This is a genomic window from Neobacillus sp. B24 (genome assembly GCF_055381825.1).
The window spans coordinates 5,133,465-5,147,681 of sequence record NZ_AP035777.1 but is presented as its reverse complement, the minus strand read 5'-3'; the positions used below and the strand labels follow the sequence as shown (position 1 = coordinate 5,147,681).

Here is a 14,217-nt window from a genome sequence, read left to right as displayed (position 1 = left end):
AGGAACAGCCACGAAAAAATAGAAACAAGGGAAATCTTGCGATTTCCTCCAAAACAAAAGACCAGCCGACAGGCTGGTCTTAGGCTATGTTACGGAACCAGTAGAACCGTCCCCATGGTGCCTTACCCTTAATAGAAGCGCTTGAAGGCTTCGAAGTGTTGTTTGTAGTAGGTGCTCGACAGGCTTGAGATCATGACGCCGTTTGATGAGTTGGCGTGGATGAATTGGTTGTTGCCGATGTAGAAGCCTACGTGTGAGATGCCTTTTTGGTAGGTGTTGGCGAAGAACACCAGGTCGCCTATTTGCGGCTGGTCGACGTAATAGGAACGGTCGTAGTAGCCGGCGGCGGAGTAGCGGCCGATTTTTTTGCCGGACTGGTTGGCGACGTAATAGATGAAGCCGCTGCAGTCGAAGCCGGATAGGCTGCTGCCGCCCCAGACGTATGGGATGCCCATTAAACTTTTCGCCACTTCAATGGTTTTGCTGGCAAAGTCGGCTGCTGGCGCCGGTGTTGTGCTTGGTGCCGGAGCTGGGGCTGCGGAGCCGGATGGGCCAGGTACCAACAGCTTGCGTCCTGCATAAATTAAGTCTGACGATAAGTTATTGAGTGTCTTTAACTCGCCGACGGTTGTGCCGAATTTGACGGCAATTTTGCTTAAGCTGTCGCCGCTTTGGATCGTGTATTCAATACTCGACTGCCAGCTTGGTGGTGCCTTCGCTGGCGCAGGAGCCGGTGTTGGAGCAGGCGCAGGGCTTGGAGCTGGTGCCGGGGCAGGCGCAGCTTGTCCGGGTGCAGAAACCTTTAACTGTTGACCGATATAAATAATCGTGCCGGAGATGTTGTTCCACTCTTTTAATTCAGCAACCGTAACGTTAAAGCGGTTGGCAATCTTAATTAAAGCATCACCTTTCACAACGGTGTAAGTGGCTGCAGCCTGTGGTGCCTGGGCAGCTGGCTGTTGCGGCTGTTTAACAGCAACCGGATCGGCGGAAACTTTAAGGGTCTGGTCGATGTAGATTAAGTCGGAAGTAAGACCGTTCAAGCTTTTTAACTCATTGACAGTCGTCTTGTAGTCCAGAGCGATTTTTGACAGGGTATCGCCTTTTTGAACAGTGTATGTACTGGCATGCGCTGCGCCGGCATAAGCAAGCGACAGGAATGCGGTTGTCGATAAAACGCGCACTACGGTTTTATTATCCAATTTCGTTCCCCCTATATCTCTATTTTTCTATTTATATTACCATAGATTGCTAATATTTTGGGGTACGAATTGGTAAATTTTGCAGTAATAACGAAAATAAGGGCCAAAGTTCAAATAAATTGTCGCAAACTTGGGTTCTGAATATCTAAATACACAAATTTCACATATTTGTTACAATATTCGATTGGAAATCCATTTACATTTCACTCTTTTTCTATTATTATAGTTAAAAATGTGTACGGGGAGGTCATTAGTGCGAAGTGGAGCTGAAGGGAAACAAGGCAAATGCGGGCAATGTCGAAATTAGTGAGATTATCAAAAAAGCCTATGAAAAAGGACTAACAAAAGACGATTTGACAATCGATCAACTAATGAATGATCTTAAAGCAGATCTAAAAAAAATGATGATCTGAAAATATATAAAAATGAAGCTGCCAATACGATGTAATGGCAGCCTTTTATATGTCCTATTAATGCTGATAACTTACTTACTGATAAGGTAATCAAGTAAGTAATCACACCACACTTGATATCCCTTCTTGCTAGGTCCGCTGCCGTTGGGGGTCAAGAATTCCTTGATGGCCTCTGAGTGTGAATCAGGCCAAGCTGACCAATGGTCAAGATAGGGAATTTTTTGGACTTCCGCATAGGTTTTTAAGGCAGAAACCTGCTGCGGATAAATTTTCGCGTTATACAGAGGATAGGATGGCTGCAAGATAATAGTTGCATCCGGATTTGCTGATTGGATGGTATCCATGATCTTGGACACGTCAGCTAACGTATCCTCAACCAAAACCAATCCATTATTTTTTAAAATAAAAGGCTCGAAAATAACCATATCTGGTTCAGTCCCAAGTTTCTCAAGATGTCCTTCTTCAATAAACTTAGTAGAAGTGTTATTAAAGGTTTGCAATTCCACTTTTACGACCTTCTCTCCAAAGGTATCGACAAGTTTCTCCTTTACGAGCGGGTAGCCACCCTCCGATTCCGTTCCGATTGCCGGAGAACCTAGAAAAAGAATATGGAAGGGTTTTTTCTCTTTACGTGCCTGCTTAAATGTCTCAACAGCTTGTTCTGGCCAATTCGCTGTATAAGCAAGAAAATCGGATTCAGGTAGATTGACTTCTTCCTTTTTCCCTGCATCCTTTGTGGCAATCTTCTTAATTAAAGGAACAGTATCCTCTTGGGATGATGCCTTAGTGCGGTCATTCCAATACATATTACCGATGATAAGGACGATAATAGTAGCAATTCCCAATAAAACAGTAAAAAAAGACCTCATAAAAATAATTCCTCCAATATAATGTGCACCTCCATTATAACAAAAAAAACTTGAAAATTACTTCCAATTTTAACTTTAGTCTACAAAAAACTACAAAAGGGTGTAAAATAGATTAAGTAAAAGGGAAAAAATTAGGAAATATGTCGAAAGACCTGTTTTTATGATATACTATTCTATGTTTTAATTTTTGGATATATATGGGGAGGAACACATGGAAGAGACAATCTCATTAAAGGAACTGTTTGATACATTGCGCAAACATATGCGTTTCATATTGAGCATAACTTTTATCGCAATTTTAATCAGTGGCATAATCAGCTACTTCTTCTTAACACCTGTTTACCAGGCGTCCACACAATTGCTAGTCAATCAAGCAAAAAATGAACAAACTGCGTATCAATATAACGAAGTGCAGACGAACCTTCAATTAATTAATACCTATAATGTGATCATCAAAAGTCCGGCCATCCTTGAGTTAGTCATCAAAGAACTGGATTTGGATATGACAGCAAATGAACTGACAGAAAAAATTACAGTTGCAAACGAAACAAATTCTCAAGTGGTGAATTTATCTGTTCAGGACACAAGTGCTGCCCAGGCGGCGAAGATTGCGAACAAGACTGCGGAAGTGTTCAAGAAGGAAATTGTCAACATCATGAATGTGGATAATGTAAACGTCTTGGCGAAAGCGGAAGTGTCCGAACACCCATCCCCAATCAAACCAAGACCTTTGCTTAATATTGCTATTGCCATGGTTGTCGGCTTGATGGCAGGTATTGGTATGGCCTTCTTACAGGAATACCTCGACACAACGATAAAAAATGAGCAGGAAATTGAAAAACTGATTGGTGTTCCGGTCCTTGGTGCGATTGCCACCATTGAAGATGGTCAAGTAAAAGGCAGCAACATTAAAAAAGCGGAGCGAAATTCTAGATTGAGAGGTGAGACAATTGGCTCTTAAAAAAGGGAAGAAAAACGTCTTGAATAATCGGAGAAGCTTAATTACGATGTTGGATCCAAAATCACCGATTGCTGAGCAATTTCGTACCATTAGAACAAATATCCAATTTTCTTCCGTAGATCAAGAATTGCGAACATTAATGGTCACCTCAGCGGGACCTGGTGACGGAAAATCAACAACAGCAGCTAATTTGGCGGTTGTCTTTGCCCAACAAGGGAAAAAAGTATTGCTGATCGATGCAGACTTAAGAAAACCAACGGCTCATTATACATTTAATCAAACCAATACCATTGGCTTAACAAGTGTGTTAAGTAAACGAGAAACGTTAGAAAAAGCAGTGGCGGAGACAAGTCAAAAAAATCTGTTCGTGTTGACAAGCGGCCCGATTCCTCCTAATCCTGCAGAACTGCTTGGTTCGTATACAATGAAGCAATTGTTTACAGAGGTATTGGAATCATTTGATATGGTGCTTTTCGACACTCCTCCTCTCCTGGCAGTAACTGATGCACAAGTTTTGTCGAATAAGTGCGATGGTTCAATATTAGTCGTTTCTAGCGAGAAAACAGAAAAAGACCACATCGTCAAGGCGAAAGAGCTGCTGGATTCAGCACAAAGTAAATTATTGGGTGTTGTATTAAATAACAAGAAAATAGAGAATAACAATCACTATTATTATTATGGAACAAAATAAATAGTTGATGAACATAGAGGAGTGGAAAATGTGATTGATATCCATTGTCATATATTGCCTGGTATTGATGACGGTGCAAAAAACATAAATGATAGTTTACTAATGGTCAAGGAAGCAGCCCAGCAAGGAATCCATACCATCATTGCCACTCCTCATTTAAATCAACAATACGATAATCGAAAGCCACTAATCTTACAAAAAGTAGAGATACTGAACAAAGCCATAAAAGAGGAAGATATTGATGTAACGATTCTTCCGGGGCAGGAACCACGGATTTACGGAGAACTGTTGGATGACTATGAAAAGGATGAAATTCAAACGTTAAATGGCACGAATTATGTCTTTATCGAATTCCCTTCAGGTCATGTTCCGAGATATACGGAGCAGCTTCTATTCGATATCCAGCTGAAGGGGCTAATCCCTGTCATCGTTCATCCTGAACGAAATTCGGAATTAATTGAACGCCCGGACAAGTTGTACCATTTTGTCGAGAAAGGTGCGTTAACGCAAGTTACAGCCTCAAGTCTGTGCGGGTATTTTGGAAAAAAGATTCAAACATTTTCAATGCAGTTAATTCAAGCAAATTTAACGCATTTCATTGCATCCGATGCTCATAATGTCAGCACTCGTACTTTTAAGATGGACGAGGCATTAGAACGAGTGGATATGGAATTTGGAATGGATTATATCTATCTATTCAACGAAAATGCCGAGCTTTTAATCAATGGGAAAAACGTAATGAAAGAAATTCCGATGCCTGTCAAAAAGAAAAAGAGATTTATTTTCTTTTAATTTTAAAGTGTTAGGTGGACTTTCAAATATGTTTTCAGGATTTTTCCCTGCGGCGAGGCTACCCTGTCCGTTATCCATGGTGGCACTCGGTCATGCTGTGGGTTTTTCTTCGAGAAAAAATAAGACCTTAGACGCAAGTCGTCAGGAGTATGATGTGAGGACGGGTTAGATGCCCGATTTAAAAATATACAAAAAATAATAAATATCTAATGAAAGTACGAGTGCATTGACACTTATTTTTCCATTAGATATTTATTTTTTTGTCCTAATATTTATTTAGAAAAACGAAAGAGAAAAGGAAACGGGGGAAAGAAAAGGGTGACATACGGAAAGAGGTTGACTACACTAGCGCTTTTGGATTCGATTATTGTGTTCACGGCCATTTACTTAAGCTATGAGACGTTGAATCCGGGAATCGACATCGTCAAGAATCCGATGATCCTAGTAACAGCGCTAACGATTTTCACTTGCCATCATGTATTTGCCTATAATTACAAGCTATATAACAAAGCATGGCAATACGCGAGTGTCGGCGAGTTGATGGCGATTGTGAAGGCTGTAACATTTACGATTGCCTCTGCTGCAATCATGCAGACGGTGATTTTCGACAATATTTATGTTAGGGCGTTGATGATCACGTGGATGCTACATGTGTTATTGATTGGCGGATCGCGGTTTTCGTGGCGGATGTTCCGCGACAACATCATGAACCGGCAGAAAAATATCAAGAAGACACTCATCATCGGTGCTGGAGCAGGCGGAACGATGGTTGTTCGGCAGCTGCTGCACAATCATGAGATTGATTTAAAGCCAGTCGCGTTTATTGATGATGATCCAAGGAAGTACAGATTAGATGTACTGGGGATTCCTGTAGTGGGGAATTCCAGTCATATTGTTAAGATGGTAGAGAAATACAAAATCGACAATATCATCATTGCGATTCCTTCCTTAAGTAAAAAAGAAATCAACCGTATTTATGATGAATGCTCGAAGACAAAGGCGAAAACACAGATTATCCCGATGCTGGAGGATTTGATGACTGGCAAGGTATCCGTCAATGAATTTCCCGATGTACAGGTTGAGGACTTACTGGGACGTGAACCTGTTGAGTTGGATATTGCCAGTATTTCGGAGTATGTTTCCGGAAAACCCGTTATGGTTACCGGTGCTGGCGGTTCAATCGGCTCGGAGATTTGCCGGCAGATATGTAAGTTTGGTCCTCGTAAAATTGTCCTTTTGGGACATGGTGAAAACAGCATTTATACAATTGATATGGAGCTGCGCAGGCAGTATCAAGGGCAGATTGAGATTGTCCCGGTGATTGGGGATATTCAAGACCGGGAGCGGATCTTTGAAGTGATGGAGCAGCACAGACCGTTTGTGGTATATCATGCGGCGGCGCATAAGCATGTGCCTTTAATGGAATATAATCCTCGTGAAGCTGTAAAAAACAATATTTTTGGTACGAAAAATGTCGCTGAAGCCGCTGACACCTTTGGTGTGAATACTTTTGTGATGATTTCTTCTGATAAAGCTGTTAATCCACCTAACGTAATGGGTGCTACAAAGAGGTTTGCAGAGTTGATTATTCAGAGTTTGGCTGCGCAGAGTCAGACGAAGTTCGTAGCTGTTCGGTTTGGTAATGTCCTTGGCAGCCGCGGCAGCGTGATTCCGTTGTTTAAAAAGCAGATACAAGCTGGCGGACCGGTGACGGTTACAGATCCAGAAATGACACGTTTCTTTATGACGATCCCGGAAGCGTCACGACTTGTTATCCAGGCTGGGTCATTGGCCAAGGGTGGCGAGATCTTCGTCTTAGATATGGGTGAACCGGTGAAAATCGTTGATTTGGCGAAGAATCTTATTAAACTGTCAGGATATTCTATAGAAGAAATCGGGATTCATTTTACCGGACTTCGACCTGGGGAGAAGATGTATGAAGAACTGCTAAATGCGAATGAGGTTCATCCAGAGCAGATATTTCCTAAGATTCATATTGGGAAGGCGAATGTGGTGCATGCAGACGTACTAAGTCAGCTAATTAATAAGTTGCTGCATATGTCGGAGATGGAGATGCATGATACTTTGATTGCGGTGGCTAATAATAAGTTTGATGCTAGAGCGTTGGTGTCGGCTGCCAGGTAAGGTGTAGGATAACCTTGCGGTTATCTATTTATTGTTTTTGATAGGAATGAAATTTGATGAAAAAAGTAAGAAAAGCGATTATTGCGGCGGGTTTAGGAACCCGTTTCCTGCCGGCTACTAAGGCAATGCCGAAAGAGATGCTGCCAATCGTTGATTAGCCAACGATTCATTATATTATTGAAGAAGCGGTAGCATCTGGAATTGAAGACATTATTATCGTAACCGGTAAAGGAAAGCGATCGATCGAAGATCACTTCGATTTTGCTCCAGAGCTTGAGCAGAATTTAAAGGCTAAAGGGAAATTTGATTTACTTGAAAAGGTCCAATATCCTACCAACTTAGCGGATATTCATTATATTAGGCAGAAAGAGCCGAAGGGATTAGGGCATGTGGTATGGTGTGCGCGGAATTTTATTGGGGATGAGCCGTTTGCAGTGTTGCTTGGTGATGATATCGTTCATAGTGATACACCTTGTTTGAGACAGCTTATGAATATATATGATGAAACTCTTTCTTCTGTTATTGGCGTTCAGACCGTCCCTGATCATGAAACACATCGTTTTGGGATTGTTGAACCTTCGGTTCAGGAAGGAAGACAGTACCAAGTGTCAAATTTTATTGAGAAACCTGCGCCCGGAACTGCACCTTCTAACTTGGCGATTATGGGACGGTATATTTTAACGCCTGAAATTTTTATGTTCCTAGAACAGCAGGAAACGGGTGCTGGCGGGGAGATTCAATGAACGGATGCGATTCAGAAGTTGAATCAGATTCAGAGAGTGTTTGCCTATGATTTTCAGGGCAAGCGATATGATGTTGGGGAGAAGATTGGGTTTGTGAAGACTACTATTGAGTTTGCGATGCAGGATCGTCAGTTGCGCTCGGAACTGCTTCCTTATCTTGAAGAGATGTTGGATGGGATGAAAGTAAAATAATTTTGATCACCCTGCTTTGATATTTTTGGCATGGGCCGATTGATTGATAGTTTTTCATTGAGATATAGGAAGTTTTATCGTAACCAAGAGATATACACCTTAGAAGTTTTTGGTCCACCGAAAAGGTTGCAAAAAAATCTTTTAAAGGAGCAGGACGATGAATTCTAAAGGGTATATATTGGTAGAGGTTCTTGCAGTAATTGTCATCTTAGGGATCCTTGCCGGGATCGCCGTTGTGTCGATTACCGGGATGATCGAAACAGCACGTGAGGATGTTTGTCAGGTGAATCGTTTGGAATTGGAACGTTTGTATGAGTGGCAGCTGGAGTATGAAGGAATGGATCATTCCGATGTTGCTTTTGTGCAGTTTTTAAACGAGTACGGGCAGGAGATTTGTCCGCTTGATGGGGAAATTCGGAATGTGAATGGGCGGGTTGAGTGTAGTTTGCATCCTGGGGATCATGACGATAAGGATACCGATGCTGAGCCTGGTGATGGGAATGTTCCGTATTTGTAGGTGTTGAGGATGGGTTCCTTATTACTCATAGACTTGTTAAATGGTTGGTTCGTTTTTGGAGAGTGGGAATCCTTACGTATGGTGTGTTGAAACCCTTTCGGGTTTCTGTTGTTGTTGCGATTTATGGGTATTTTCTATATAGCAGAGCGTTTTTTTTGTTAGTTTATTGAAGATAGAATGATGAATTAAGGGATCTCTACTTTAGGATTTTTTAGGCCTTGCGGCATTTTGAGAATTAGGAAAATGAATGAATATTAAATGGGAACTGAGTATTGTAGTTAGATTGAGTGCTAGAAACCTTACGGGATAAGGGTTTTGGGCGTTTTTAGTGAGAGTTATAGATTGATTGAATGGTATATATAATAGGAAGAAACTCGATTTAGAGTGGTTTTCTAGTGAATATCTATTTCGTAGTTGCTTGGTAGATTGAATAGATATTACGAGGTGAGTATCGGGATTTGATAAGAAAACGCAATATGTAGTGTTGAAATTCGATTTTCAACAACAAAACATACTATATGTTGATTTTTTCATCTATTTCTCATATTGAATATAATATGCGAGGTGAGTATCGTAATATGATAACAATACGCAATATGTAGTGTTAAAATTCGTTTTATAACGACGGAGCATACTATATATTGATTTTTTCATCTATTTCTCATATTGAATATAATATCCGAGGTGAGTATCGTAATATGATAACAATACGCAATATGTAGTGTTAAAATTCGTTTTATAACGACGGAGCATACTATATATTGATTTTTTCATCTATTTCTCATATTGAATATAATATCCGAGGTGGCTATCGGTAGTAGATAACAATTTTAGTGGTTTAGTAGTTGGTTGGAATAAGTGACTTCCAATTAAGTACTAATCTACTAAAGAACAAATTTTAAGGAGTGTAGCTGGATGTATATGAAGGTTAAAAGATTAATAGATATCATTCTTTCTTTAATAGGTCTTATTATCTTATCGCCCATTTTTTTCATTCTAATCATTGCTATTAAGATAGATTCAAGAGGCCCAGTTCTGTTTAAGCAAAAGCGAGTAGGAATCAACAAGACACATTTTAATATCTTGAAGTTCCGTACTATGAGAATAGATACGCCTAAGGACACTCCAACTCATTTATTAGGTAATCCAGAACAGTATATCACAAAGATGGGTAAATTCCTGAGAAAAACCTCTCTTGATGAGCTTCCGCAGATTTGGAATATTTTTGTGGGACAGATGAGTATAATTGGGCCTAGGCCAGCATTGTGGAATCAGTATGATCTGATTGCTGAACGGGATAAGTATCGTGCTAATGATGTCCCGCCTGGGCTTACTGGTTGGGCACAGATTAACGGACGTGATGAACTTCCTATTGAAGCTAAGGCTAAGTTAGATGGGGAGTATGTTGAAAAGATTAGTCTTGGTATGGATGTTAAGTGCTTCTTCGGTACCATCGTTAGTGTTGTAAAAAGCGACGGGGTTGTTGAAGGTGGGACTGGAGCAAAGAAGGAAGTTGCTAGTAGCAAGGAGAGCGGTTCAAAATGAAAAAGATATTGATAACTGGTAAAAATAGCTATGTAGGTACAAGCATGGTGAAGTGGCTTGGAAATTATCCTGATAAGTATTCAATAGATTCTATTAGTTTAAGAAGTGAAGATTGGAAAGAAAAAGACTTCTCAAGGTATAATGTTGTGCTTCATGTAGCTGGGATAGCACATGTCTCATCGGATCCTAAGATGGAGGAAATTTACTATAAAGTTAATCGTGATCTTACAATAGAGGCTGCTAAAAAAGCCAAAGCAGAAGGTGTTAAGCAGTTTATTTTTATGAGCAGCATAATTGTATATGGGGAAAGTAGTGGCAATAGAAGAGTCATCAATAAAAATACTATACCTACACCGAGTAACTTTTATGGAAATAGCAAATTGCAAGCTGAAGAGGGTATCAGACCATTAGAAAACAGTAATTTTAAAGTCGCTATTATTAGACCACCTATGATTTATGGGAGAGGGTCTAAAGGGAATTATCCTAAGCTTGCAAAGGCTGCTCAAAAGTTACCGATTTTTCCTGATATAGAAAATCAAAGAAGTATGCTTCACATTGATAATCTTTGCGAGTTCCTAAAACTTATGATTGATAATGAAGAGAGTGGAATGTTCTTTCCACAAAATAGCGAGTATGTTAAAACAAGTGAAATGGTTAAATTGATTGCTAATGTTTATGGAAAGAAGATTACATTGACAAAAATGTTTAATCCCATACTGGAGATTGTGGGGTTGAGGTTAGGAATTATAAATAAAGTATTTGGTAATTTAGTATATGAGAAAAGCATGAGTACTTATAAAGAGGATTATCGAATTAGGGACTTTCGGAAATCAATAGAATTTACTGAACATATAGAAAGTAGAAAGAATGGTAAATGAATACTAGTTTAGTTTAATCTGAATTGATTGGAATGGAGACATGTTATGAATGTGGCAATTATTAATTGTTTTGATACCTACGAGCATCGAGTAGATTTGTTGTATCGATATTTTTCTAGTAAGTGTGATTATGTTCAAGTATTTGAATCTAGTTTCAAGCACTTTGAAAAAACTCAAAGAACTGATATTAAGGAAAATTATACTTTTGTTAAAGCGAGACCTTATTATAAAAATCTTTCTGTTGGTCGCCTTTATTCACATGCGAAATTGGCAAAAGATATATTTAAAGAGATTGAACAAAATAGTTCTGGGGAAGAATGGGATTTGTTATGGGTGCTACTACCGCCAAATTCAATTGTCAAGGCCGCTACAAAATATAAGAGTAAGTATCCTAATACAAAATTAATATTAGATGTTATTGACCTATGGCCTGAAACTATGCCAATTTCTAAATTTAAAAGCTCACCACCTTTTACCTTCTGGCGCAACCTTCGAGATAAATATATTGATAAGTCTGATTTCGTGGTTACGGAGTGCGATCTTTATCAAGAAAAGCTCGTAAACAGACTGCCTTTGGAAAAAATGAAAACTATTTATTTGGCAAAAGAGATTAAACCATTCCATGAGAACCTAAATCTGCCTAATAATTCAATATCATTGTGTTATTTAGGTTCAATTAACAACATTATTGATATACCGGTGATTGAAAAAATCATTAAGAATATTAAAGGGAAGACAGATATAACACTCCACATTATTGGTGATGGTGAGAGAAGAGAAGAACTTATTACTGCTACTAAAAAAGCTGGAGCAAAAGTAATTTATCACGGGAAAGTGTATAATCCCAATGAGAAACAGCAGATATTCAACCAATGTCACTATGGCCTTAATATTATGAAAGACAGTGTATATGTTGGTTTAACAATGAAAAGCATAGATTACTTTGAAGGAGGGCTCCCCATAATTAATAATATAAAAGGGGACACATGGGAAATAATTGATAAATATGGAGTTGGAATAAATACGGAAGGAACTTTCATTGACAAATTAACACAAAATTATCAGCAAAGAAAAGCTGCTAGAAATTTCTTTGAATGTTACTTATCGGAGGAAAGTTTTAATAATTCAATAGAAAGTGTAATACGTTCAGTGTTTTGAATTAAAAAGTTATGTTATTAAAATGATTATAACGGTTAATTCAAGCCAGTAATGTCTAAGACACAGTATAGAGGTGAAATGATAGTATGAAGGCTTCGGCAGGGATAGTTTTATACAATCCTGATGTTAATCGTTTAAAGGAAAATATTTTATCAATAATTAATCAGGTTGATAGAGTAATCCTCGTTGATAATTACTCTAAAAATCACAATGAAATACTTATGGCTGTTAATAAATTAGGCTTTAAAAAGAAAATAAAATGGATACAAAACAAAAAAAACTTAGGAATTGCTAAAGCTTTAAATCAGATCTGCCAAGAAGCAATAGATTCAGGGGAACAGTGGGTTCTAACCTTAGATCAGGATTCTATTTGTCCTGATAATATTATTGATAAATATATGAAATATACTAATGATTTTTGTGTTGCACTACTGTGCCCTAATATTATAGATGAAAATATAGGAATGCAACTTACAAAAGCTACAGATGATAATAGTGAGATAGAGTATGTTAATAGATGTATTACTTCTGCGGCATTTACTAGCTTAGAAATATGGAAAAAAATTGGCGGTTTTCGAGATGAGCTATTTATCGATTATGTCGACTTTGATTATTGTGCTAAAGCAATCACAGCTGGTTATAAAATAATCCGTATCAACAGTGTTGTACTGAATCACCAATTAGGTGATTCCGAAATAGTAAAATTATGGCCGTTTAAAATTCGTGTTAGTAATCATACTGCATTCAGAAAATACTATATTGCGAGGAATATTATCATTTATATTAAACGATACAGAACTAACAAAATTTTATTTAAAGAATGCTTGCGCTTAATCAAAGTTTTGCTCATTATTGTATTTTTTGAAACAAATAAAATAGAGAAATTCAAAAACTTTTTTAAGGGAATAAGACATGGTGTTAAATTTCAAATTATGTAAAAAATGGCGGTGTAATTATGATAAATAAGAAAATTCAAGGGGGAAATTTTTCAGTCACATATATGTCCTTTTATTGGATTTTCTTCTTTATCTTATGGATATTTTATGGATTAAATACTTGGACTGTCGATTCAGTTTCTTATCAGGCATTTTATAACGTATTTGTTTCTGGAGGATGGTTTACTGGAGTTGAATATGGCTTTGCGCTGTTCATGAGTATAACTGCAAGAATGGGTTTGAGTTATCAACAATTTCTAATGATATATTCGTTTATTGGTTTATTATTGATTGCAATCACGCTTAAAAGAGTTGCAAAAAGACCACTAGCGGTGCTATTCCTATTTTTTATGTTTCCATTTGCACACGAGGTAAGTGCCTTGAGGAATTTTATGGCAATGGCAATAACCTTTTGGGGAACTCAGTATTTAGTTAATGATAATTTTAGGGGGAACATTAAATTCTTCCTATCTATACTTTGTGCTACGATGTTTCATACGAGTGCATTTATATATTTATTATTATTCTTGGGAAAATTGGACAAAAGAAAAATTAACTTTATCGCAATTATAGTGCTGACGGTTGAATTAGTATTAGTATTGTCAAATACCTTAGTATCGATTCTCCCGAAAGTGATTCCTAAGACAGCTGTTTACTTAGAAAGTGGTTTTAGCGGTACACAACTTTATACAAAAGTATTATTTGTTTTTTATTTTGCAATTATTATTTATATCACTAGGAAGTTGTATAAATTAACACTTAAGGATATAGAGGTAAAAAAATTAAGTACTATACCAAAGTATGCAAAGTACTCTGAACTCGTATATAAGGTTATGCCTTTAACAGTTTTGTTTTATCCTATAATCTTGTTTGATGTCGATTTTTACAGATTGGCACGAAATTTATTATTAATGTTCTATGTAATGGCAACTAATATAACATATTTTAACACTGAATTTGTAACAACAAAAAGAAAATTAGTAATACTCATTTATGTTTCGATTTTCATTTTATGTTTGGTGTTTTTCTTTCTAATTTTATTTTCATTTGAAAGTGTATTGTTGCCAGTTTTTCAAAATAATCTCATTTTTGATCTATTTAAATAGTACCGCTCTCCTACTAAATGGAGTTAATTACCAATAATTATTACTTTCTAATTGATAGATATTAAGGTCA

The 14,217-nt window shown here is 37.8% G+C and carries 13 protein-coding genes and 1 pseudogene; 12 read left to right on the top strand and 2 right to left on the bottom strand.

All coding sequences use genetic code 11. From position 1 onward, the window contains the following. Nucleotides 1-128: 128 nt before the first annotated feature. Entirely contained in the window at nucleotides 129-1,202 is a 1,074-nt protein-coding gene (locus ACZ43M_RS25335; protein WP_464505284.1) for a C40 family peptidase, read from the bottom strand. A gap of 260 nt (nucleotides 1,203-1,462) precedes the next feature. Here ACZ43M_RS25335 and ACZ43M_RS25330 point away from each other — a divergent pair, with 260 nt between their 5' ends. Then, nucleotides 1,463-1,615, top strand: coding sequence for a hypothetical protein (locus ACZ43M_RS25330; RefSeq protein ID WP_464505283.1), 153 nt, complete (start codon nucleotides 1,463-1,465; stop codon nucleotides 1,613-1,615). Between the two features lie 71 nt (nucleotides 1,616-1,686). Here the strand turns inward: ACZ43M_RS25330 and ACZ43M_RS25325 are convergent, their stop codons facing one another. Further along, nucleotides 1,687-2,484: an SGNH/GDSL hydrolase family protein gene (locus ACZ43M_RS25325; RefSeq protein ID WP_464505282.1), complete on the bottom strand. Its 798-nt coding sequence runs from the start codon at nucleotides 2,482-2,484 to the stop codon at nucleotides 1,687-1,689. A gap of 211 nt (nucleotides 2,485-2,695) precedes the next feature. On the opposite strand from ACZ43M_RS25325, the gene ACZ43M_RS25320 reads away from it, so the two are divergent. The 11 genes and pseudogenes from ACZ43M_RS25320 (at nucleotide 2,696) to ACZ43M_RS25270 (ending at nucleotide 14,147) form a co-directional block, all read left to right on the top strand. Continuing rightward, the gene (locus ACZ43M_RS25320; RefSeq protein WP_464505281.1) at nucleotides 2,696-3,445 is read left to right on the top strand and encodes a YveK family protein; all 750 of its coding nucleotides are present in this window, start codon (nucleotides 2,696-2,698) and stop codon (nucleotides 3,443-3,445) included. Further along, nucleotides 3,435-4,136 carry a CpsD/CapB family tyrosine-protein kinase gene (locus tag ACZ43M_RS25315; protein ID WP_464505280.1) on the top strand — a complete coding sequence of 234 codons (702 nt, stop codon included), beginning with the start codon at nucleotides 3,435-3,437 and terminating at the stop codon, nucleotides 4,134-4,136. Before ACZ43M_RS25320 ends, ACZ43M_RS25315 begins: the two co-directional genes overlap by 11 nt. 30 nt (nucleotides 4,137-4,166) lie before the next feature. Next, on the top strand, nucleotides 4,167-4,928 hold the full coding sequence (locus tag ACZ43M_RS25310) for a tyrosine-protein phosphatase (protein WP_464505279.1): 762 nt from the start codon (nucleotides 4,167-4,169) through the stop codon (nucleotides 4,926-4,928). Between the two features lie 318 nt (nucleotides 4,929-5,246). Continuing rightward, nucleotides 5,247-7,073: a polysaccharide biosynthesis protein gene (locus tag ACZ43M_RS25305; protein WP_464505278.1), complete on the top strand. Its 1,827-nt coding sequence runs from the start codon at nucleotides 5,247-5,249 to the stop codon at nucleotides 7,071-7,073. Nucleotides 7,074-7,129: 56 nt separating this feature from the next. Beyond that, nucleotides 7,130-8,008, top strand: a pseudogene (gene galU / locus ACZ43M_RS25300) (UTP--glucose-1-phosphate uridylyltransferase GalU). Nucleotides 8,009-8,165: 157 nt separating this feature from the next. Beyond that, nucleotides 8,166-8,525 carry a type II secretion system protein gene (locus tag ACZ43M_RS25295; RefSeq protein WP_464505277.1) on the top strand — a complete coding sequence of 120 codons (360 nt, stop codon included), beginning with the start codon at nucleotides 8,166-8,168 and terminating at the stop codon, nucleotides 8,523-8,525. A 915-nt stretch (nucleotides 8,526-9,440) separates the two neighbouring features. Next, nucleotides 9,441-10,070: a sugar transferase gene (locus ACZ43M_RS25290; RefSeq protein ID WP_464505276.1), complete on the top strand. Its 630-nt coding sequence runs from the start codon at nucleotides 9,441-9,443 to the stop codon at nucleotides 10,068-10,070. Next, nucleotides 10,067-10,948: an NAD-dependent epimerase/dehydratase family protein gene (locus ACZ43M_RS25285; RefSeq protein WP_464505275.1), complete on the top strand. Its 882-nt coding sequence runs from the start codon at nucleotides 10,067-10,069 to the stop codon at nucleotides 10,946-10,948. The genes ACZ43M_RS25290 and ACZ43M_RS25285 overlap by 4 nt, the downstream gene beginning before the upstream one ends. A 45-nt stretch (nucleotides 10,949-10,993) precedes the next feature. Beyond that, nucleotides 10,994-12,106: a glycosyltransferase gene (locus ACZ43M_RS25280; protein WP_464505274.1), complete on the top strand. Its 1,113-nt coding sequence runs from the start codon at nucleotides 10,994-10,996 to the stop codon at nucleotides 12,104-12,106. An 86-nt stretch (nucleotides 12,107-12,192) separates the two neighbouring features. Beyond that, entirely contained in the window at nucleotides 12,193-13,044 is an 852-nt protein-coding gene (locus tag ACZ43M_RS25275) for a glycosyltransferase family 2 protein (RefSeq protein ID WP_464505273.1), read from the top strand. 17 nt (nucleotides 13,045-13,061) lie between these two features. Continuing rightward, nucleotides 13,062-14,147, top strand: coding sequence for an EpsG family protein (locus tag ACZ43M_RS25270; RefSeq protein WP_464505272.1), 1,086 nt, complete (start codon nucleotides 13,062-13,064; stop codon nucleotides 14,145-14,147). The last annotated feature ends 70 nt before the right edge of the window (nucleotides 14,148-14,217 follow it).